We start from the raw sequence: 22,040 nt of genomic DNA, 5'->3' as shown, positions 1-22,040 counted from the left end.
GCGGGGCATCAGGCCTGATCACAGCGAAACACCACGCCAACCGCGAATAGGTGGGCGGTGTTCGCACATATCCCCCTATAGTACCCGGGTGCAGGCGGTGACCTGTACCCCGGAGTGCACATGACCATTCCTAGGACATGTGACGTTCGCCGGGGTGGGTGTGCCCGCGGGTATGGGCGGCTCGCATGGGAAGGTATAAACGTTGGGAAGGTGCGGCGAGCTACAGCAGCTCGCGCAGCTCCTCCATCTGCTGAGAAAGCACCGTCGACACGCCACCGCGCATCGACACCCCGTACAGGGTCTCCGCAATCTGCATCGTGCGCTTCTGATGCGTCACCACAATCAGCTGCGAACGCTCCCCCAACTCACCAATCACCTGCAGCAGGCGCGAGAGGTTGCGGTCATCCAGCGCCGCCTCAACCTCATCGAGGGCGTAGAACGGCGACGGGCGAGACATATAAATCGCAATCAACAGCGCCAGCGAAGCGAGCGAACGCTCACCGCCAGACAGCAGCGACAGGCGCTTAACCTTCTTACCCGCCGGGCGCGCGTGAATCTCCACACCCGAATTCAGCGGATCGGACGGGTCGTCCAGCTCCAGGTGGCCCTCGCCTCCCGGGAACAGGGTTTCAAAGATGCGGCGGTAGTGGGTGTTAATGTCATCCATCGCGGCGGTGAAAACCTCCGCAATGTGACTACTGACCTCATCCATGACCGTGTTCAGGTCGCGGCGGGTCGCCTTCAAATCCTCAATCTGCTGGTTCAGGTAGGCGTGGCGTTCAGATAGCGCCTCGTACTCCTCCAGTGCCAGCGGGTTAATGGCGCCCAGCGCCTCCAGTTCGGCGCGGGTTGCCTTGAGGCGAGCGCGCACGCTCTCGGTGGAGGCTTCGGTAGTCTCGGATGCCGTTTCGGTAGCAGTATTTTCGGTAGCAGTATTTTCGGAAGCGGCGTTTTCGGAAGCCTCCCCTGCGGGCACATCAACCGGCAGCTGCTCGGAGTACTCCTCCTCCAGCTGCTCCAGGGTCAAACCCGTCACCAGGCGGGCACGCTCAGCCAGCGCCTGCACACGCTCCTGCACGCGCGCCGCCTCCGTCTGGGTGCGCGCCAGCAGGGTCAGTGCCGCCGCGTGCGCCGCCTGCAAATCCTGTACCTCATCGTTCGTGCTGGTCAGGCCTTCCTGGGCGTTCTTCAGGGCGGTGCTCAGTTCGTGCAGCTGCTGCTCACCCTCGCTCACCTGCTCGGCAAGCACCTCGCCCAGACGCTGGGCGCGGCGCTCGATGGTCGCCGCGGGAGCCTGCTCCCCCGTGCCCGCCAGGTAGGAATCCTCGCGGGTGCGCGCCGACTCGTAGGCGGTGCGCGCTTCGGCTACGGACTCCTCCGCGGCGGTGAGGCGCTCGTTCAGGCGGGCGCGCTCATTCTGAATGTTCTGCGCGGAGGCTTCCAGGGACTCCGCCTGGGCACGGGCGCGGGCGTGCTCGGCGCTCGCCACGCCCGCCGCCTTAGCTGCCTCACGTTCTGCTTCGACCGCCGCTTCTGCCGCGGTCTGAGCCTGCTGAACGGCCTGTTCGGCTTCATCTAGTTCGGCGCGGGTGCGGGTCACGACCTGGGAGGCGGCGCGGTATGAGGCGGCGAGTTCCAGGGGGCTGGCGCCTTCAGCCGGGTAGAGCAGGCTGTAGCGGGTGTGCTCGGTGCCTGCGGGGTCAAAAATACGCCAGATAGTGCGCTGACCTGCGAGGGTATTCTCTGCGAGCAGCTGCAGGGCGTGCTCTGCGGAGGCGGCATCCGGCGCGAACAGCACACCCGCCAGGCGCTCACCCAGCGCCGCGGTGACGCGCGCCAGGGCGTGCTCGTCGATGCCGGCGAGCGCGGCGGCATCCTCGCTGAGCGGCTCAATCATCTCGGTTGCGGGGCGGATACCCAGCTCGCGCAGCTCAGCGGCGCACGGTTCGGGCAGGGTGGTTTCAGGCAGTTCTGTTGAAAGTTCCTTCGCGGCAGATTCGCTGCTTTCGTCCCCCTTATCACCGCGCAGCTGCGACACCTCGGCGCCCTCAACCGGCACGCTCAACGCTGCGGTCGCCAGCGAGGTCAGCGCCGCAGAAGCCGCGCGCGCATACTCGGGGTCAATCTGCACGGCATCCAGCACGCGCAGCAGGCTCACGCCCTCGCTCGAAGGATCCATGAGCTCGCCGGTCTCGGGGTCGAACACCGCCTCAGCAGATTCAGCGTCCAGTTCGGCAGGTGCTTCGCCCAGGCTCTGGCTCAGCGCCTCACGCAGGGTTGCGGCACGCTCAGCCGCCGCCGCGTAGGCGCGGGTCGCCTCCACCGCAGCGGCGCGGGCGGCATCCAGCCGGGCCTGCGAGCGGGCACGAGACTGCGCCGCCTCACCCGAGGCGCGCTCAGTCTGCGCAACCTCGGATGCCGCCTTCTCAACGTTCTTCAGCGCCGCATTGTAGCGTTCCTCAAAGCTGGCGTAGCTTTCCACCGCGCGCTCTGCCTCTTCCCGGCGTTCCTCCAGCAGTTCCAGGGCGCGTTCGTATCCGGCGCGGGCGGCGGCGGTCGCCTCGGTCAGCTCCACACGGTAGGTGCGCACGCGCTCGGCGGCAATGGACTGCACGGTGCGCACGCGCGCGGCGGACTCGCGCAGAGTCGACACGGCCTTCTGGCAGGCGGTGACCTCGGCGTTCAGGCGGTTCTGCTCCTGCTGATGCTTCGCGGATGCGGCACGTGCCGCCTCCAGCTGTTCTTTCAGGGTTTCGGCGCGGCGGGTACCCTCCGCTTCGGAGGCGAGAGCCTGCGCCTGCTCAGCCTGCAGAACACCCAGCTGACGAGCCAAAAGCACCGCCTCCAGCTGGCGGATGCGCGCCTGCAGCTGGCGTGCAGTCGCGGCGGATTCCGCCTGCTCGCTCAGCGGCTGCAGCTGCGAATCCAGCTCGGCAACCAGGTCACTCAGGCGGGTAACGTTCGATGCCACAGACTCCAACTTGCGGCTGGTCTTCTCCTGGCGGCGGCGGTACTTGACCACGCCCGCCGCCTGCTCAATCATGTCGCGGCGCTGCTGCGCGGTGGCATGCAGGACCGCATCCAGCTGACCCTGGCCGACGAGCACGTGCATCTGCTGACCCAGACCCGCCTCCGAGAGCAAGTCCTGAATGTCGGCAAGGCGCGCCGGGGAGCCGTTAATCTCGTACTCGCTGCCGCCGGAGCGGAACATGGTGCGCGAAATCTGCACCCGATCAGCGGGAATGCTGAGGGTGCCGTCAGAATTATCGAAAGTCAGGGTGACTTTGGCGCGGCCCAGGGGCGCACGCTGGGCGCCGTCACCCGAACCAGCCTCGCCGGAGCCCGCAAAAATAACGTCCTTCATGCTGCCGCCGCGCAGGCTCTTAGCGCCCTGCTCACCCATAACCCAGGCGAGCGCATCCAGCACATTGGACTTGCCGGAGCCGTTGGGTCCAACCACCGCGTTAATGCCGGGGGTGAACTCAAAAGTGGTTGCGGAGGCGAAAGACTTGAACCCGCGCAGGGTCAGCGACATCAGGTGCACAAGGGGCCTTTCTGCAGAAGAACTGGTGTGTGCCGGGCACGTTTTGTGGTGTGTGCCGGGCACGTTTTGTGGTGCGTGGCGGCATCCCTCTAGTGTACGCGGTGCGGCGGGCGGGCGGCGTGAACGTGCACGGGGTGAAGGGGGTTCAAAGTTCCTCATTATGCATCATCTTACGCGCGGGGTGAACGGGCGCGTTCATATTGGGTCTACGGATACGGGTTCGCCCGGTCGGTGCGGTAGATTGGAATGAGCATCACGAATTCTGCGGGGCCGCTGTTCGCATCCCCGCGTTTTTCTATGTATCCCACTGACTTCTATTTTCAAGGGCCACACCATTGATGAATGCACCCGCCGATAAGGTCGGCACGAACTCTGACATTCGCCACGCTAACGCAGCTCTGCTGTCCATTACCCACGAGCTGCCTCCGGAGGTCGTCACGAGCGACTACTTCGATGAGCAGCTGGCCCAAACCTATAAGCGTCTGCGCATGCCGAAGGGCCTGCTGGAGCGTCTAGCCGGTATTAGCACTCGCCGCGGCTGGGCTGAGGGCCAGACCTTCGAGGATGGCGTGGTTGCCGCAGCCGAGAAGGCTATCGAACAGGCGGGTATTGACCGTTCCGAGATTGGACTGCTGATTAACGCTTCGGTGACTCGCGATAACTTTGAGCCCGCCGTTTCGGTGGGTGTGCACGACCGCCTGGAGTTGCCGCGTCACGCCCTGAACTTCGATATTACGAATGCCTGCCTGGGCTTTGTGAACGCGATGACTGTCGCCTCCACCATGATTGATGCGGGTGCTATCGACTACGCCCTGATTGTCGCTGGCGAGGACCCCTCCCCGTGGCACCGTACCGCGGTGCGCATCCTGAACAACCCCGATTCGACCCGCGAGGATGTGCTGGCTCAGTTCGCGACCCTGACCCTCGGTTCGGGTGCGGCGGCGGCTGTGATTGGTCGCGCTGACCGCCACCCGGAGGGTCACCGCATCGTCGGTTCGGTATCCCGCGCGGGTACTGAGCACCGTAACCTGTGCATCGGTGGCGAGGCGGATCAGGGCATGAACACTGACGCCGAGGGCCTGCTCAAGCACGGCCTGGAGCTGGTGGCGCAGGCGTGGGAGCAGGCGCATCAGGACGGCTGGGAGTGGAACGATATGACCTCCTACGTGACCCACCAGATTTCGAACGCCCACACGAACGCCATTATTGAGGCGGTCGGTATTAAGCGTGAGCGCATCCCCATGACTTTCCCGAAGTGGGGCAATGTGGCTGCGGCGGCTCTGCCGATGACTCTCGCCGAATGCGCGCCGACCTACACGGAGGGCGACCGTATTCTGTGCATGGGTGTGGGTTCTGGCCTGAACACTGCCCTGCTTGAAATTCAGTGGTAACCCGTTAGCTTTTGCGGTAGACATTCACCGATTCGATCCGGAAGGATTCCCAGCATGCGCCATTTGAACTTCCCTAAGACTCAGCCCCCGTATAACCCGGAGGAATGGGCGGGCGTGAACCCGCGCTACTCCCACCTTCTGGAGGTGCCCACCTCCGCCCCCATTGAGCAGCGGGCGCAGCAGGCTGGCGCGCGCCGCTGGCACTACCTGGATAACCTTCCGGTGCTGGTCGAGCAGGGTTTGGAGCCGATTGGCACGATTCTGTGCGTGCACGGCAACCCGACCTGGTCGTACCTGTGGCGTACCGTGCTGGATGCGGGTGTGAATGAGCGCGCCCCGTGGCGTGTGGTTGCGGTTGATCAGATTGATATGGGTTATTCGGAGCGCACCCACCTGGATTTGGAGGGTGAGCGCCGCTCCCTGACCGACCGTATCGCTGACCTGGGTGATTTCACGAAGGCACTCGGTCTGGATGAGACCGATAAGCCGGTCGTGACCCTCGCCCATGACTGGGGTGGGCTGGTGTCCTTTGGTTGGGCGTTGGAGCATCGTGAGATTCTTTCGGGCGTGATGCTGACGAACACCGCGGTCTACCATGACGGCATTGAGAATATCCCTGCCGCCCTGCGCCTGGCGTTGGGTGTGCACGAGTGGGGTACTCACGATTCGACCGCGTTTATTGATGTGACCTTGGGTTTGGCTCAGAATGAGGGCCGCCTGCCCGCGCCGGGTTCTGCCGGTGCCGGGGCGCTTGATGGCGCCCTGCCGCAGCCGGTGGGTCAGCAGCCTAAGCGCCTGTACCCGAGCCCACTGAACGAGGCGATTTACCGTACGTACCGTGCGCCGTACGCTCATTCGGCGTGGCGTGAGGGTGTGCGTAATTTTGTGGGCGATATTCCGACCGGCACCGATATTCCTTCCTATACGCCGATGCAGCGTATTGCCGAGCAGATCCGTGACCTGGACGTGCCCGCGTTCTTCCAGTGGGGCACGAAGGACCCGGTGTTCCAGCGCCGCTACCTGTTCGACCTGATGGAGCGCATGCCGCAGGCGAAGGTGCACCGCTACGAGAAAGCCTCGCACCTGGTCATTGAGGATTACGACATTGCCTCCCCCATGATTTCGTGGCTTGCGCAGACTTTCGGCACAAGGGAGGATGGCGCTCTGGTGCCCCCGCACAACGTTGAGGCGGAGCATCGTGCCGCCCGCGCGCGCCGCCACGGTCTTACTGCCGGCGAGGGCACTGCCGCTGAGGGTGCTGAGGGTATTACGACTGGGGGCGCTGTTCCCGCGGCGTTCCGCCCCATGCTCGCTGCCCTCACCGAACGCGCCAATGATACCTCCACCGCCGTGGTGGATATGGACCCCAAGGGTGACGGCACCACCGTGAGTATGACCCTGACCTGGGCTGAGCTGAACCAGCAGGTCAACGCCGCCGCGACCCGCCTGCACGCCCTGGGTGTGCGTCCGGGCGACCGTGTGAACCTGATGGTGCCTCCGGGTGCCCGCCTGACCACCCTGATTTACGCCTGCATGAAGCTGGGCGCTGTCATTGTGGTGGCTGATACCGGTCTGGGTATTCCGGGTCTGACTCGCGCGTTGAAGGGCGCTAACCCGAGCTTCCTGGTGGGTATTCCCGCCGCGCTCAGTGCCGCCCGTACCCTGCTGTGGCCGGGTGTGCGTATTTCTGTGGAGCCGCTGGGTTCGGTGCAGGAGAAGCTGTTGGGTGTTGCCGGTTCGGTGTTTACCGCGCCCGCCGCTGACGGTACTCCGGGTGCGCCGGTGCCCACCCCGGCCGTGGTGGAGTTCCCCTCCCCCGTGCCGGATGCTGATGCGGCGGTGCTGTACACTTCCGGTTCGACCGGCCCGGCTAAGGGTGTGGTGTACACGCAGCGTCAGCTGGCGGGTATGCGCGACGCTATTGCGAATACGTACGGTTTTGCGCCCGGTAGCGGCCTGGTGGCTGGCTTTGCGCCGTTTGCGCTGTTGGGTCCGGCGCTGGGTGCTACCAGCGTGACCCCGACGATGGATGTGACCCGCCCGAAGACCCTGACGGCTTCTGCCCTTGCCTCGGCTGCGGCGGCTATTGATGCGTCGGTCGTGTTTGCATCCCCCGCCGCCCTAGTAAATGTGGTGGCAACCGCCGATGAGCTGAACGCTGAGCAGCGTACGGCGTTGGCCAAGGTTCAGACTGTGCTGAGTGCTGGCGCGCCGATTCCCGTGCCGCTGCTGGAGGCGCTCTCCGCCCTGGTGCCGAACGCCTCCCTGCATACCCCGTACGGCATGACCGAGGGTCTGCCGGTGACCGATGTGTCTTTCGAGATGATTCGCCAGGCAATTGCTGAGGGCACCCCGAATGCTGCCGGTGAGGTGCTTGACCCGTTCGCCCGTGACGGCGTGTGCGTTGGTTTCGCGGTGTACGGTGCGGCGGTGGCTATTGCGCCGCTGCTGCAGGACGGTTCGGTCGCGGATGAGCTGACCCATGAGCCGGGTGTGACCGGTGAGATTCTGGTATCGGCGCCGCATGTGAAGGACCGCTACGACACCTTGTGGGTGACTGAGGAGCAGTCCATTAGCACTCCGGGTTGGCATCATACCGGTGACGTCGGTCATCTGGATGCTTCGGGTCGCCTGTGGGTTGAGGGCCGCCTCGCGCACGTGCTGCTGACTTCGCAGGGTGTGCTGACCCCGGTGGCCGCCGAGCAGTCCGCCGAGTCGCTGCCGGAGGTGCGCCGCGCCGCCCTGGTCGCGGTGGGTCCTGCAGGTACCGCCGCCCCGGTGCTGGTCATTGAGGCGTCCGCAAATACTGCCGCTTTGGAGGCGCGCCAGTCAGCATCGGGCCTCAAGCGTGCCCTGCTCGATCGCGTACCCGGCGCTCGCCGCTTCCCCATTGCGGAGGGTGTGGCGCCCTTCGAGCTGTCGCAGCTGGTGCGTCAGAAGGTTGCCGAGGATACCGGCGTGGAGCTTGCCGCGGTGCTGGTGGTGCATGAGCATCCGACCGATATTCGCCATAATTCGAAGATTGACCGCCCCGCCCTGGGTGAGTGGGCGTCGAAGGTCCTTGCGGGGGCGTAAGCACCTGCCGGATCCCTAAGTCTAAGGAGTATGATGTCCCCTCATTCTTCGCGTGAGTCCTCTTCCTACGAGCCCGCACCCCGCTTGTCTGGGTCCCGCCCGTCTGGGCACCGCCTGTCGACTGCGCATGCGGTGACCTCCCCGACGGCGCGGTTCCGCAAGCCTGCGCAGCCTTTGGCGGCACGCTACACCGACCCCGCCCCGCGTTCGCTGCGCCCGGTTGAGGAGCCCGATTTCGCGCCGCGTATTGGCGAGCGCATCCTCTTTACCGGTGCGAGCGGTCTGCTGGGTCGTGAGAGTGTGCTGGCGTTGTTGCGTGCCGGTTATGATGTGCGCGTTTTTCAGCGTGGTGATTCGGGTATTGCGGCGCTTCTGCCCGATTCGATTCGCCCCCGTTTTGAGCAGGTGCGCGGCGATATTACGAACGCGCAGGCTGTGGATCTGGCGATGACCGGCGTGAACGGCGTGGTGCATGCTGCGGCGAAGGTTTCGGTTAGCGGCGAGTGGGCTGACTATGAGCGCATCAACATTGAGGGCACCCGCACCCTGCTGCAGGCGGCATTGAACCATTCGGTGGGTTCGTTCCTGTACATTTCCTCGCCGTCGGTAGCTCATGCCGGCGCGGCGATTGTGGGTGACGGTGCCGGCGTGGCGTCCCCGGAGCATGCGCGCGGTAACTATGCGCGTTCGAAGGCTGCCGCTGAGCTTCTTGCCCTGGAGGCGAACGGCACTGCTCTGCCCGGTGGCGGGGTTTTGCGCGTAGGTGCGTTGCGCCCGCACCTGATGTGGGGTCCGGGCGACACCCAGCTGGTCGAGCGTATTCTGGAGCGTTCCGCCGCGGGCCGTCTGCCTCTGCTCTCTGGCGGTACGGGCCTGATTGACACGCTCTACATTGATAACGCCGCGGATGCCGTGGTACGCGGCTATCAGCGCCTCGACGCTTTTGCGGGCCGGGCGCTGGTGGTGACGAACGGTCAGCCGCGCACTATCGCTGAACTACTGGGTGGTTTCTGTGAGGCGGTGGGCGTTCCCGCCCCGCGTTTCTCGGTTCCGGCGAAGGTTGCGGCTCTGGCGGGTAAGGTCATTGAGCGCGTCTGGGAGCGTCTGCCAAAGAACGTGACTGCCGGTGATGAGCCGCCGATGACGGAGTTCCTCGCCGAGCAACTGTCGACCGCGCACTGGTTTGATCAGCGCCGCACCCGTGAGCTTCTGCAGTGGGAGCCCGCCGTGTCGATTGAGGAAGGATACGAGCGTCTGGGTTTGTTCTACGGGGACAGGTACAAGCGCTAAGTGCTTCTTTTCGAGTGGGCTTTCCTAACCCAGCTTTAAATGAATGACGGCGTAGCTACATCCCCCGTATGGAGGAACGTAGCTACGCCGTCATTTTTGCGCCGGAGCGTCTATCTAGCGTGATGCTTTATGGAGCTTTTACCTAGCCCGCGCTTTTACCTAGCGAGAGCGCGGCGCCCGCTGGCAGTGCGGGCAACGGTAGGATGAGCGGTTCTGGAACGGCTCGCGCACGATCAGGGAGGTGCGGCCCACCTCCGCGCAACGGTGGCAGGGTTCCCCGGCACGACCGTAGGCGTTCAGCGAGCGCTCAAAATAGCCAGACTCCCCCAGCACGTTCACGTACAGGGCATCGAAGCTTGTGCCGCCCGCCGCCAGGGACTCGCGCAGTACCTGGGTGACCGCCTCCAGCAGTTCGCGGGTTTGCGCGGCGCTGAGGGTACGTGCGGGCTTCGCGTAGTGTAGCCGCGCACGCCACAGCGCCTCGTCGGCGTAGATATTGCCCACGCCGGAGATCACCGATTGGTCCAGCAGCACCTTCTTAATGCCGCTGGAGGTGCGCAGGAACTTGCGGCGCACCGCCGCGGGGTCGAAGAATTCGTCCAGCGGGTCGCGGGCAATGTGCTTGACCGCTTCCGGCACTAGAAAACGCTCAGATACCAGAAAACGCTCCGGTACTTCACCCGGTGCTGCTTCACCCGGTGCTGCTTTATTCGTTGCAACCGCTGCGGGTACGTCCGGTACCAGCGGGCTGAGGAACATGCCGCCGAAGATGCGCTGGTCCACGAAGAGCAACCGCTGCCCGGCGCTTGTCCGGTCGGTACTTGCCCGGTTGGTGCTCATCGCACCGCCGGTGGCTTCCGCCGGTCCTAGCTCGAGCGCCACGCGCAGGTGCCGCGGCTGCTCATCAAAGGCCTCGCGAGCCTCCGAATCATTACCCGAATCGCCGCCCGGCTCATCGCGCACGAGCAGCTGACCGCTCATACCCAGATGCACCACGAGCGCCTCGTCGGCAAGCGTGCCATCCGACTCGCTCAGGGTCAGCCACAGGTACTTGCCGCGGCGGTATGCACCGCGCAGCGCCCTGCCGGTGAGTGCCGCCTCAAAGTGGGCGGGACCGGGCAGGTGCCTGCGTAGCGAACGGGCATCGACCACGCGCACCGCCCGCACGGGCCGACCCAACGAATGGTCAGCTAGACCTGCGCGAACGGTTTCCACCTCGGGCAGTTCGGGCATGGTTCCCTCCAATCAGCGGGGCTGCAGAATCAAGAGCCCGCAGAGCTAACAGACCTGCAGGATGCTTGATTGAGCCTAAACCAGGATGCGGTACGCCTGCTCAGCGGCAAGGCGCTCCGCCTCCTTCTTGCTCGGACCCACACCGGTACCGGCCTGCTGGTTCGCCACAATAGCGACCGCAGTGTACACGCGCGCGTGGTCGGGGCCCTCGCCGGTGACCTCGTAGCGCACGTCTCCCCAGCCGCGGGCGGTGGCGAGGTTCAGCAGCTCGGTTTTCCAGTCGCGTCCAGAGTTCAGGACCTTCTCGTCGTCGAGCAGCGGCGCAATCAGGCGCAGCACCAGGTCACGAGCCGCCTCGCGACCGCACTCCAGGTAGGTCAGGCCAAAAATCGCTTCCATGGTGTCGGCAAGGATCGAGTCCTTATCGGCGCCGCCGGTGTGAATCTCGCCCTTACCGAGCAGGATGTACCTACCCAGATCCAGGTCGCGTGCCACCTTCGCCAACGCCACAGTCGACACCACCACGTGGTGCAGCTTCACGAGCTCACCCTCGGGCAGGTCAGGGTAGCGTCGGTACACTTCTTCAGCGATCGCCAGGGAAAGCACCGAATCGCCCAGGAACTCCAGGCGCTCATTATGCTCCACTCCGGGATTCTCGAAGGCGTAGGAGCGGTGGGTTAGGGATAGCAAAAACGTCTCGGCGTCGATATCGACTCCGAGACGTTTACGCAACTCCCTAGTATCAACACTAGGAAATTCAGTCATAAGGATTCACCGCTTCTTAGGCGTCTGCAACCTTACGGCCCTTGTACTCCAGGAACAGGGCGTTGCCTGCAGCGTCGGTTACAACCTTTGCCTGGTGGGGCAGGCTGTAGGTCACGCGACCGTTTTCAACGGTCTTAACCAGCTGGGGCACGGATGCCTTCCACTGGGAACGGCGTGCGCGGGTGTTAGCGCGGGACATCTTGCGCTTGGGAACAGCCACAGCTATCTCACAATCTCTAGTAACAACAATTTAGTTTTCGGTATCTGCACCGAGCAGGCCCTGCAGGGCCGACCAGCGCGGATCCAACACCTCGTGATGATGCCCGGGGTCATCCTCCAGGCGCGCACCGCAATCGGCGCACAGACCCTGGCAGGTGTCCCTACAAACAGGCTGGAACGGCAGTTGAAGGATTACTGCGTCCCGCAGAGCCGGTTCAAGGTCGATGGAATCATCCTCAACGGCGTACTGCTCATCTACTTCGTCTTCGGGGCCGCCAGCCGGGGCCTTCTCAAAGACGAAAAGCTCTTGAATATTGGCCGACATCTCGTAATCAATCGGATCCAAGCAGAGGCTACACTCGCCGTGTACATCCACAACGACGGAGCCGGTAACTAGGATACCATCAACAACAGACTCCATACGAATATCGAGGTCAATATCCGAACCCTCTTCCACGCCGATGAGCGTGTTACCCAGGTCTGCCGGTGCGGGCAGGACCTCAGCGAGAGTTTCCATGGTGCCGGGGCGGTGAATCAGGTTAGTAACCGATACCACCAGCGGCGATGCGTCTGCACGTGAAATGGCGTTTCTCCTTACGAAATGTATAAACCAAAGTCCCATTTTAGGGGTCATTCGCACCGTTAATCAAGATTAAGCGCCTTTTAAATCTCTTTAAGTGGCGCTCACCTCTTAAATATCCCCTTAAGGAGGCGCCGCGCGGCTTTTAATCGGACGGTCGGGGGTACTGCAGAGATAGTTAAGCACCCGGTTGGCGGTGCGAGTTATTCTGCCGGGGCCCTGCCGGTGGGCATGTCGGGCGTGTCGGATGGGTGCGCACAAGGTGGTGTGCGCCTGGGTTGATGAGGCGTTTTCCTAGGCGCTTTTCTAGGGGTTTTTCAGCGCGCGGGCGACCGACTCCGGCACGAAGGGGGTCACGTCACCACCCAGCGACGCCACCTCACGAATAATCGTGGACGACACCGCACCGTAGCGGTCCTCACCCGCCAAGAACACCGTCTCAACCTGCGCCAGGTGGCGGTTCATGCTCGCCATCGGAGCCTCATAACTGTAGTCCGTCGCCGAACGCAGACCCTTCACCAGCACCTTCGCGCCACGCTCCGCCGCGTACTCGGCAAGCAGCACGCCCGGCGGAATCGGCTCCACGCTCACGCCCTCAATGCCGAGCTCCTGCAGAGACTCACGCACCAGCTGCACACGCTCCTCCAGGGAGAAACGGTACTTCTTGGAGCTATTGTGCGCCACGCCCACGATCACCTCGTCAAAGAGCTGAGCGGCGCGGGCAATGATTTCCAGGTGGCCGTGGTGCACGGGGTCAAAAGATCCGGGGCAGAGGGCAATCATGGCGGTCCCTTCACGAAATAAATATCAGACGTTGGAATGAGTAGATGCGGGCGAATTTAGGATGCGGATTAGTGGCATGCGGACGAGCGCAGGATGCGGGCGGAAAGGTCAGGCGGCAATTTTAGGCGGCGAGCTCTTCAGCATCCTCGCCAGACTCGTCGCCCGCCTGCTCCTCCGCCTCGTCAGGCTCCACATAGTAGAGAACCGTCTCGCCGTGCTGACGGGTCGAAAAACAGTACAGGCCCTCGCCCCACACCGGCTCCGCATCGCGCGAAGAACGCTCCACCACGACCACGGCACCCTCGGCGAGCTTGGGGGTGAGCGCCTCCAGCAGCTCACTGACCTGCTCATTCGGCATGGCGTAGGGCGGGTCAACAAACACCAGGTCCCACGGACCGGAAGCGGACTTCACGTAGGTTAGCGCCTGAGACTGCTGTACGCGCGCCGCAGAACCGGTAGCGCCAGAAGAACCGGTGCGGCCCATCGCCTTCTCCACCGCGGCAACGTTCTTGCGGATCACCGCAACAGCCTTCGGGTATGTGTCCAGCAGAGTCACGGAGGCGGCACCGCGCGAGAGCGCCTCGCAACCCAGCGCACCCGAGCCGCCGAAAGCGTCCAGCACGCGGGCGCCACGAATAATGTCGTAGCTCTCCAGCTTGGAGAAGAGGGATTCCTTCACCCGGTCGGTGGTGGGGCGAGTATTATCCCCCGGAACCGAGGCAAGGCGAACGCCTCCGGCAGCACCGGAAATAATACGGCTCATAGGTCTCTCCTCTTAACTAGTGCGGTGTGTTGACGTCAGGGTTTCAGCGAGTGGTGGGCAAGGCTGGTTGATGGGCGGAGCGGGCAGAGCGTTCTGCCCCGTTGGGCGCTTATCCCCTGCCGAGGAACGCCTCACGGTCAGCGTCCAGAGCGCGGTCAATCGTACGCGCCAACGACGGGTGCTTAGCCAGCGTCGGGTCCTTCTCCACCACCGAGCGGGCATCCTCGCGGGCACGCTCAATAATGTCGGCATCGGCGAGCGCCCGCAAGAACCGCAGGGTACTCTTCGAGCCCGATTGTGCAGCACCCAGAATATCACCCTCACGGCGCTGCGCCAGGTCGATGCGGGAAAGCTCAAAGCCGTCCGTGGTGGAGGCGACCGCATCCAGACGCTCTCGGGACACGCCGCCCTCCTCCTGGCGGGTAACCAGCAGGCAGGTGCCCGCGTAGCCGCCGCGGCCCACACGACCGCGCAGCTGGTGCAGGCCCGAGATGCCGAAGCGGTCGGCATCCATGATGATCATGAGCGTGGCGTTCGGGACGTTCACGCCCACCTCAATGACGGTGGTGCTGATGAGCAGGTCAATTTCTCCGCGCTCGAAAGCGGTCATGACGGCGGTCTTCTCCGCCGGGTCCATGCGGCCGTGCAGGGTGCCGATACGCACGCCGACGAGGGCGTCCTCAGCACTCAGGTAAGAGTACATTGAGGCGACCGAGGTCAGCTGAACCTTGCCATCGCTACTCGTGCTACCGCCCTGACCGAAATAGCCCTGGGCAGAGTTGCCCGCGCCCGCGCCAGTTCCAGCACCGTTCAGGCTGGATGCGCCAAAAAACGCGGCGCCTTCCTCCAGGCTGTCGCCGTCCTCCCCGATTTTGGGTACGACAACGTACACCTGGTGGCCCGCATCAATTTCTTCGCGGGCGCGCCTCCACAGCCGGGACGCCCAGGCGGGCTTCTCGGCGAGGGGCACCACGTGCGTTGAGATTTTCTGGCGGCCCGCGGGCAGGGTGTCGAGCACGGATACGTCCAGGTCACCGAACACGGTCATGGCGACGGTACGAGGAATAGGCGTTGCGGTCATGACCAGGCGGTGCGGCAGGGCGCCGCCGGTGCCGCGCAGGCTGTCGCGCTGCTCTACGCCGAAACGGTGCTGCTCGTCCACGACGACCAGACCCAAATCGTGGAAGCTCACCTCATCGGAAAGCAGGGCGTGGGTGCCAATCACAATCTGGGCGGTGCCGTCGGCGAGTTCCTGCAGTACCTTGCGCTTGGCGCGGGTGCCCATGGAGGCGGTCAGCAGGCGCACGCGCACACGGCCGGGTTCCGCCCCGCTCCCCGCGGGGATCCCCTCGGCAGAATCGGCGGCTGAATCATCAGCGTCAGAGTCTTCGGGCGCCGCCATATCCCCCAGGATGTCCAGCACCGAACGCAAATGCTGCTCGGCAAGCACCTCGGTCGGGGCGAGCATTGCGGACTGGCCGCCCGCATCGGCAACCTGCAGCATGGCGCGCAGAGCCACCACGGTCTTACCGGAACCCACATCACCTTGCAGCAGGCGGTTCATGGGCGATTCACTCGACAAATCCGCGGCAATCTCAGCGCCCACCTTCTGCTGTCCCTCGGTCAGCTCATAGGGCAGAACCTGAAGCAGTCGATCGGCGAGGCCGCCCTCCACGGCGGGGCGCGGCTGGGTCAGGTGCGCGGCACGCACCGAATGCAGGCGGGCGAGCGCGCTCTGTAGCACGAACGCCTCGCGGTAACGCATCTGCGCCTGCGCGGCACGCCAGGTGTCCTCCGAGTCGGGGGTGTGCAGGGCGCGGTACGTCCACTCCAGCGAGGGCACCTTGCGGGCGCGACGAATCGTGTAGGGTACCGGGTCTTCAAGTTCTTTGAGCGGCACCTTTTCGAGCAGCTGCGCCATGTATCCGCTAATGCGGTCGGTGGACAGCTTCACGGGGGCGCGGTAGACGGGCACGGGGGCGGTGGCGGCGTCGGTGACGTCCGCGCCGGAGGCGTCCTTCGAGAGCAGGGCGTAGTGCGGGTTGGTGAGGGTGTATTCGCCGCGGTAGATGCCGACCCTGCCGGAGAACATCATGGTTTCGCCCTCGCGGATTTCGCGGGCGGCGGTCCAGGCGTTGAAGAAGGAAAGCTTCATCTGCGAGCCAATGAGCGCACCGGGGTTCGTCATGCTGGGCGCGGGCACGCCAAAGAGGCCTCCCTGCGCGAAACTATCCTGACCAAACGAGTCTTGGCCGTAGCTATCTGCGTAGCCGCTGTAGGAGGCGGGCTGGGCTCCCCTGCCCTGTACCGCGGGGGTCTGCGTGGAGTTAGCGAGCGCGTTAATGCGCGGGTTATGCATCCCGGTTGCCTGCCAGCTCTGCGCGGGCGCACCGGATACGCTGGATGCACCGGATGCGCCGGGGCGGTTCGCGCGCCCGTGCACCACGGATACAGGGCCACCAGCCCCGAGGCCAGCGGCACCAAAACCGGCAGCCCCAAAACCTGCAGGTGTATCCTGCCTGGTGGCGTCGGAAAGCCGGTCGGTGATGGTCACTTCCGTGATTTTGCCGCGGCGCGCCGCCATAGTTCGGGTGCTCACGTGCACCACGCGGGCAATGATGGTGACGTCCTGGCCCTCAACAAGTTCGGCGAAGGAGCTGAGCTCACCGCGCGGCAGGTACTTGCGCGGGAAGTATTCGAGCATCTCCCCGACGGTGTGCAGGTCCAGGTGTGTAGCGATTGCCTTGGCGCTGGGTGCGGGCAGGTACTTTTTGAGCGGCGCATTTTCGATGCGGTCTTCGGAGGCGTAACGCGCCAGGGCACGGCTCTTAGCCTCCGCGGCGGCTGATGCGGGCTTCTCAGCCGCAACCTTCGCAGCGGTTGTTTTCTTCGCAGGAGCAGTCTTCTTCGGCGCAGTTTTCGGCTTTGCAGGGGTTTTCGGCGCTGCGGTTTTCGATACCGAGGCTTTGGAAGCGGGAGCTTTCTCTGCGGGCGCAGTCTTCTTCGCTACAGCCTTTTTGGGTGCAGACTTTTTGGTCGCGGACTTTTCAGCTTCTATCTCGGGCGCACTCTTCTTCGGCGCAGGCTCCTGCTCGACCTCTTCGCTTGCCTTCGTTACCTTTTGCGGGCGCGCCGGAATATCCCGCGCGGCAGTTTCACTCTCCTGCGGGCTCGGTTCGTTCTGAACTAGTTCTTTCTGGGCAGGTGCCTTCTGAACCGTCTTCTTCTGAGCGGGTGCCTTGCGGGTTGCCTTCTTCCGTGCGGGCTCCTCCGCCTGAGTTGCCTGCCGCGCCGCCAACGCAATATCGACCAGCTCGTAGAGAGCGTCGTCGGTCATGGTGTGCGCGGCGGGGCCCAGCGAATGTTTGAGCGTCTTGAGCGCCTTACGGTAGGGTGCGCTGGCGCGCTGTGCCGCGCGTTCGCTCAGTTCGGCGCGGCTCACCTCGCCGCGGGCGTAGGCGGCAAGATCACGCACGGTCAGCTCGGCGGTGGTGCGGAGCTGCTCATCGCTCAGTAGAAGCGTAGCTTTTTTCCCCCGCTGAGCGCGGGTAGGCTCGACAGCCGTTGACTCTGCGGGTTCACCCTGCGCTGCCTCGGCCTTCGCAGGTTTAGTCTTAGCGGGCGCAGGCTCGGGAAGCCCCAAATCCAGGGCTTCCTGCTGTGGGTTCACGGAACGTCGGGCGGGGCTCATACGCCGCCCTCCGCACCGCACGCGTGGTCGGCGTGGTGGCCATCCGTCAGGGAGGAAATACGCTCATCCGCCCACTGCCCGTAGCCCATAATCAGCTCGCGGGCGGGGTCGATGTCGGGCACATGCACGTGCAGCGCCCAGAGTCCAGCCGCCATGTCCAGGGGCGTAATGAGCAGACTGTCACCCATGGCTTCAAGTTCGGGGCGCAACTGCGCCAGGGCGAGGGGCTCGCAGGTCAGCGTACCCATGAGCTCCCAGCCACTCTGCCCCTCACCTTCTGCGTGCTCGGCAGGTTCAGAACCTACCGCAGAAGCCACACCGGCAGAGGGCGCACGCAGCATGGACTCCACCTGCGCCTCGTTCAGGATCGCGCCCTCCCAACGCGGGTTGGAGTGCACCACGGCAAGGTAGAAGCCGAGCGCGCCAGCATCCACGAAACCTGCAAGCTCGGGTGAGGGCGGGAACTGCGCGGTACGTTCCAGAGCGGCACGCATCAGCGCACGTCGACGCTCTTTGAGCACCTCGTCAGCGGCATCCGTATCATAGTGCGCGTCCAGGCGGGCGAGCTCCACCATGACCGACAGCATCGTGGAGGGCACCATCTGCTCCCCCACGCTGGCGCGAATACGCTCAGCCGCGAACGCCATCGCGCGCGCCTCCGCGTGGGCGTACTCCAGCTTCACTTCGCGGTGCTTCGGCAGGGAACCGCCAGCCAGCACACGCTCGTAGTCTGCTTCCAGGGCGCGCACGAGCGGCAGCTCATCGGCTGCGTCGCCAAGCTCCCGAGCGAGGTTTCCGGGCAGGAACCAGTAGCTACGCACCGCCTCCAGCGCCCAGGCGCAGAGCAGGGTACCCGAGTTGCCGCGTGCCACACGGGATGCGCGCATAATCGCGTGCTCGTAGATTCCACCCAACTGAATCCACAGGTGGGCGAGGGTTTCCTCGTCAGAGGTGCCCTCCCCGCCAAGAATTTCGCCCGCGGGAAGAACCTCACTAGAAAGAATTTCACCGGGCAGAACCTGCTCCATGCCCCGCTCAAACTCCTCGGTCAGGGTCAGCAGGGTGTGGGCAATATTGGAGCCTGTATCCTTATCGGGCACGGGGAACCCGTTGAGCTCATTGAGCGCCTCGCGGTAGCGTTCGATGGTGGTGCGGGCGGCGGTGGACCACGCTACGCCGAAGCGGTAGGCGCGCACGCAGGCGCGGCGGTAAATCTCGCGCTCTTCGGTGCGCTGGTTCTGTTCTGCGTTCACGCTACCCTCCTCGTCGGTTTCGTCAGTTTCGCGTGGTTCTCGGCTGAATTCTCAGCTAGTTCTCGATGCTCTGCACTGCCCGCAGCACGGGCTGAATCTAACCTGTTTCGTACTTCTATTCTAGGTAATTTCGGTTAAATGTACGGTATTGCCGGTCATCTATCCCGCGGGATGAAAGCACGGAGGATGAAAGCCCGGACTAAACTTACAAACCGCACGCACCTCGCGGCACTCGATGGAACTCCTATGCGGAAGCCCCGTAGTGCTCCCAGCCCATGCCGTCCAGGGAGCGGCCGTCCATCACCACCGCGGCGCCGGTCACCGTATCATGGCGGCGCTCGGAACCGTAGAGCTCGGCGCTCAGCCCGCGCTCCGGGGCATCCGCAACACAGGTTCCCAGGGGCACAAATTCTTCGGGCACATCGCCGGGGAAGGTCGCCAGCAGGCCGTGATCTTCTCCGCCAACCAGCACAAAGGTACGCGCCAGGGATGCGGGACTCTCCCCCACCTCGTTACGCTCACCAATCACCAACAGCAGGCGCGCCAGGGGCAGCAGCGGCTCGGCAAACGCATCCACGGCGGCGCGGTCGAGGCGCATCTGCACCCCGGATGCGGCGGCAACTCGTCCAGCATCCTTGACGAGCCCGTCGGAAAGATCCAGCATGGAGCTCGCCCTATGCTGGCGTGCCACTTCACCGGCGGGGATGGGGCTGACCGGGTGGTGCTGCGAGTCGACGGCACGCTCGCAGACCGCGAGCATATGCGCGGCGTCTTCGGGGGTGAGGGTGAGGGCTAGCTCGATGAGTCCTTCAGGAAGAGCGGCTGAGTCTTCACCCGACTTTTCAGCCTGCTTCTGAGCCCACGCCTGAGCTACCGCCCCCGCCATCGCCTCAGCATCCTGACCTGCGGCGATGGCGCGCAGTAGTGCCGTGGCGGGCAGGGAGAGCGGGTTGAGCAGCAGGCGCAGACCGGCATCGGACCAGGCGGTACGCCCCGCCAGGGCGATAGTGTCGCCGGGGCGTGCACCGGAGCGCAGCACGGCGCGGTCCGTGTAGCCGAGGGCGGTGACGGTCACCGACATTTCGGTGGAGTCGCCAATATCGCCGCCGCCAATCACACATTCGGTGGCTCCGCAGGCGTTGATTCCGTCCACAATGCCGTGGGCGAAGCCGTCAATCCAGCCGTAAGGAGTGCTACCGGGCAGGCTCAGTGAGATGAAGAGACTCGCCGGGCGCGCACCCATGGCGGCAACGTCGGCGAGGTTCTGGGTCGCGGCTTTGCGCCCCACATCGTAGCCGCTACTGCGGGCGGGGTCCAGAATGAACTCACCGGCCTCACCCGCCCGTGCGATACCACCGGGCCACAGGTTCATGAAGTCTTGGTCCTCAACGAGAGTGTCGGTGGTGACCACGGTACGCTGACCGGGCGCGGGCTCGGCGAGGACGGCACAGTCGTCACCGGGGCCCACCTCGAGGGGTTCGATGCGCCCCGCCTGGCGTGCCGCTGCGGCAACCTGCTCGTTGTGGGCGTTGATAATCGGCATGAAAGCGCGCAGAACGCGGGACTCCCCCAGCTTTGAGAGAGGTGTCTCTCGCATGGGGTTGTCCCGCGTTTCGCTAAAAGTCTGAGGATTCACATCCTCTATTATCGCGTATTCTTACGCGTTATGTTCGCCTTATGCTCCGCGGCTGAAGTAGCGGATTGCCAGAGCAATCAGCACCAGACCGATGAGCGAGAAGAGAATCAGCGGTGCAATACCGGAAAGTCCGGAATCGTCCGCGTCCGCATTCTTCACGGCCTGCTCCTGGGCGGCATTCGCGCCGTCAGCCTTTGCCACGCTCTTTGCGGAGCGGCTGGCGCTAGCCGAGGTGGAGGAGCTAGGCGATTTCGAAGCCGATACCGAGCTTGAGGAGCTCGAGGGGCTTGCCTCATGGGAGTGGTCCTCGTCGGTCTTATTACGCGAGAGGTATCCAGCAACCCAGTCTGCCGCACCGGGGATGGAGTCATTCGAGCCGTTATTGGCTGCGATTCGTCCGAGGGTGGTGCCGCCAGAACGCAACGGATCGTCATCGTCGCCATCAAGCCTGTCGCTCGGTGCCTTGCTCGGTGAAGAGCTCGAAGATCCCGAAGAGGAACTTGAGGAGTCAGAGGAGCTGCCCGGTCGCGGAAGCTCAATAGAGATGACGACATCTTCCCCAGAGATTTCCTTACGGGTGCCGGGGGTGGTCACCGGGTTGTTCGCCGGAGGAATCGGAGCAACAGGTTCGGTCTCAATCGGGGTAACCGACTTGGAGTCCGAGCTGTCCTTGTTATCCTCTACCGGAGCTACGGGAGCTACCGGAATCACGGGGATAACCGCATCCTTGGTCGGCTCGTTAGTCGGATCCTGAACCGGGGCCGGGACTACCGGAACCTGAGAAGGATCCTGGGTGGGTGCCTCAGTCGGTTCCTGAGTCGGCTCGGGAGTTACGTCCTTGGTCGGTTCAGGAGCGGGCACCGGATTCGGTTCCGGAGCGGGGTCCTGGGTCGGCTCCGGGGTCGGTTCGGGAGTTACGTCCTTCGTCGGCTCGGGAGTAGGTTCAGGAGTGGGCTCCGGATTCGGTTCGGGGGTCGGTTCCGGAGTGGGCTCCGGATTCGGTTCGGGAGTCGGATCCTGAGTAGGCTCCGGGGTCGGCTCGGGAGTTACATCCTTCGTCGGCTCGGGAGTAGGTTCAGGGGTAGGCTCTACCGTAGGCTCAGGAGTCGGATCCTGAGTAGGCTCAGGAGTTGCATCCTTGGTGGGTTCTGCGGTGGGCTCCACAGTAGGCGCAACGGTCGGTTCCGGAGTGGGAGCAACAGTAGGTTCTGCCGTCGGCTGGACCGTAGGCTCCGCAGTCGGAGCTACAGTCGGCTCAGCCGTCGGAGTTGCGGTAGGAGCAACACTCGGTTCGGCACTTGCGCTAGGAGCTACGGTCGGCGTAGCGGTAGGTTCAGCGGTCGCATCCTTAGAGGGCTCTACGCTAGGACTCGCCGTAGCACTCGGGGTTGCGGTAGCACTCGCAGAAGCGGTGGGCTCGGCAGTGGGCTGCGCGGTAGCGTTCGGGGTAGGAGTCGCATCCGGGCTGGGCGTAGCACTTGCAGAAGGCTCAGCACTAGCGGTGGGCTGAGCGCTCGAAGAAGCGCTAGGCTGAGCGGTGGGCTCTGCCTGCGCGTTGTCAGTCTTATTGTCCCCCTGTTTATCTCCCTGAGCGGTGGGCCATGCGCTCACGGTTGCGAGCGTGGGTACTGCCGCCTGAGAGGAAGATGCCGCGGCCGCGGCGGGGTCCAGGGTTTGGCTTGCGGTGCCGACAGGGTTCGGCGGAAGCTGTGACGCTGCCTCCTGCACATCTTGAGCAAATGAGGCTACGTATGGACTTCCGGAAGCAACCAGTGCTGTCGCCAGACTCGCAGAGACCACCTTACGGTTTCGTTTTC

At 64.2% G+C, this 22,040-nt stretch carries 14 protein-coding genes; 3 read left to right on the top strand and 11 right to left on the bottom strand.

Going from position 1 to position 22,040, the window contains the following annotated elements; genetic code table 11:
• Positions 1-220: 220 nt before the first annotated feature.
• Positions 221-3,535, bottom strand: coding sequence for a chromosome segregation SMC family protein (locus tag O3649_RS02480; protein ID WP_371573060.1), 3,315 nt, complete (start codon positions 3,533-3,535; stop codon positions 221-223).
• 347 nt (positions 3,536-3,882) lie between these two features.
• On the opposite strand from O3649_RS02480, the gene O3649_RS02475 reads away from it, so the two are divergent.
• From O3649_RS02475 to O3649_RS02465, 3 genes are read left to right on the top strand one after another with little or no spacing between them, the layout of a single operon-like run.
• Positions 3,883-4,935 carry a 3-oxoacyl-ACP synthase III gene (locus O3649_RS02475; protein ID WP_314361381.1) on the top strand — a complete coding sequence of 351 codons (1,053 nt, stop codon included), beginning with the start codon at positions 3,883-3,885 and terminating at the stop codon, positions 4,933-4,935.
• A 54-nt stretch (positions 4,936-4,989) separates the two neighbouring features.
• Positions 4,990-8,010, top strand: coding sequence for an alpha/beta fold hydrolase (locus O3649_RS02470; protein ID WP_371572601.1), 3,021 nt, complete (start codon positions 4,990-4,992; stop codon positions 8,008-8,010).
• Between the two features lie 33 nt (positions 8,011-8,043).
• Entirely contained in the window at positions 8,044-9,300 is a 1,257-nt protein-coding gene (locus tag O3649_RS02465; protein ID WP_371573057.1) for an NAD-dependent epimerase/dehydratase family protein, read from the top strand.
• A gap of 159 nt (positions 9,301-9,459) precedes the next feature.
• Here O3649_RS02465 and mutM read toward each other — a convergent pair whose 3' ends face one another.
• From mutM to O3649_RS02415, 10 genes are all read right to left on the bottom strand, one after another.
• Complete coding sequence (mutM, locus tag O3649_RS02460) at positions 9,460-10,533, bottom strand: bifunctional DNA-formamidopyrimidine glycosylase/DNA-(apurinic or apyrimidinic site) lyase (RefSeq protein ID WP_371572599.1); 1,074 nt, start codon at positions 10,531-10,533, stop codon at positions 9,460-9,462.
• Between the two features lie 75 nt (positions 10,534-10,608).
• Complete coding sequence (gene rnc / locus O3649_RS02455) at positions 10,609-11,298, bottom strand: ribonuclease III (protein ID WP_070690551.1); 690 nt, start codon at positions 11,296-11,298, stop codon at positions 10,609-10,611.
• 16 nt (positions 11,299-11,314) lie between these two features.
• Positions 11,315-11,518, bottom strand: coding sequence for a 50S ribosomal protein L32 (gene rpmF, locus O3649_RS02450; RefSeq protein ID WP_005505656.1), 204 nt, complete (start codon positions 11,516-11,518; stop codon positions 11,315-11,317).
• A gap of 30 nt (positions 11,519-11,548) precedes the next feature.
• Entirely contained in the window at positions 11,549-12,157 is a 609-nt protein-coding gene (locus tag O3649_RS02445; RefSeq protein WP_049337938.1) for a DUF177 domain-containing protein, read from the bottom strand.
• Positions 12,158-12,403: 246 nt separating this feature from the next.
• A complete protein-coding gene (gene coaD, locus O3649_RS02440) occupies positions 12,404-12,880 on the bottom strand; it encodes a pantetheine-phosphate adenylyltransferase (protein ID WP_368867123.1) in 477 nt (158 codons plus the stop codon).
• 121 nt (positions 12,881-13,001) lie between these two features.
• A complete protein-coding gene (rsmD, locus tag O3649_RS02435; protein ID WP_371572596.1) occupies positions 13,002-13,643 on the bottom strand; it encodes a 16S rRNA (guanine(966)-N(2))-methyltransferase RsmD in 642 nt (213 codons plus the stop codon).
• Positions 13,644-13,752: 109 nt separating this feature from the next.
• Positions 13,753-17,334: a helicase-related protein gene (locus tag O3649_RS02430; protein ID WP_371572594.1), complete on the bottom strand. Its 3,582-nt coding sequence runs from the start codon at positions 17,332-17,334 to the stop codon at positions 13,753-13,755.
• Positions 17,331-18,587 (bottom strand): Dak phosphatase, encoded by a 1,257-nt coding sequence (locus O3649_RS02425; protein WP_049359363.1) that lies wholly within the window; start codon positions 18,585-18,587, stop codon positions 17,331-17,333. Before O3649_RS02425 ends, O3649_RS02430 begins: the two co-directional genes overlap by 4 nt.
• Before the next feature lie 244 nt (positions 18,588-18,831).
• Positions 18,832-20,184, bottom strand: coding sequence for a thiamine-monophosphate kinase (locus tag O3649_RS02420; protein ID WP_371572593.1), 1,353 nt, complete (start codon positions 20,182-20,184; stop codon positions 18,832-18,834).
• Positions 20,185-20,262: 78 nt separating this feature from the next.
• A complete protein-coding gene (locus O3649_RS02415) occupies positions 20,263-21,951 on the bottom strand; it encodes a PT domain-containing protein (protein ID WP_371572591.1) in 1,689 nt (562 codons plus the stop codon).
• Positions 21,952-22,040: the final 89 nt, after the last annotated feature.

The organism is Rothia sp. 27098_8_29 (assembly GCF_041432785.1).
GTDB lineage: Bacteria > Actinomycetota > Actinomycetes > Actinomycetales > Micrococcaceae > Rothia > Rothia mucilaginosa.
Note: the sequence above shows the minus strand (reverse complement) of the source record. Positions and strands in the feature narration are given on the sequence as shown.

Excerpts from the sequence above, each read along its gene's own strand:
- rnc (WP_070690551.1), bottom strand. The coding sequence starts at position 11,298 with ATGACTGAATTTCCTAGTGTTGATACTAGGGAGTTGCGTAAACGTCTC.
- O3649_RS02475 (WP_314361381.1), top strand. The coding sequence starts at position 3,883 with ATGAATGCACCCGCCGATAAGGTCGGCACGAACTCTGACATTCGCCAC.
- O3649_RS02465 (WP_371573057.1), top strand. The coding sequence starts at position 8,044 with ATGTCCCCTCATTCTTCGCGTGAGTCCTCTTCCTACGAGCCCGCACCC.
- coaD (WP_368867123.1), bottom strand. The coding sequence starts at position 12,880 with ATGATTGCCCTCTGCCCCGGATCTTTTGACCCCGTGCACCACGGCCAC.
- O3649_RS02430 (WP_371572594.1), bottom strand. The coding sequence starts at position 17,334 with ATGAGCCCCGCCCGACGTTCCGTGAACCCACAGCAGGAAGCCCTGGAT.
- rsmD (WP_371572596.1), bottom strand. The coding sequence starts at position 13,643 with ATGAGCCGTATTATTTCCGGTGCTGCCGGAGGCGTTCGCCTTGCCTCG.
- mutM (WP_371572599.1), bottom strand. The coding sequence starts at position 10,533 with ATGCCCGAACTGCCCGAGGTGGAAACCGTTCGCGCAGGTCTAGCTGAC.
- O3649_RS02420 (WP_371572593.1), bottom strand. The coding sequence starts at position 20,184 with ATGCGAGAGACACCTCTCTCAAAGCTGGGGGAGTCCCGCGTTCTGCGC.
- O3649_RS02480 (WP_371573060.1), bottom strand. The coding sequence starts at position 3,535 with ATGTCGCTGACCCTGCGCGGGTTCAAGTCTTTCGCCTCCGCAACCACT.
- O3649_RS02470 (WP_371572601.1), top strand. The coding sequence starts at position 4,990 with ATGCGCCATTTGAACTTCCCTAAGACTCAGCCCCCGTATAACCCGGAG.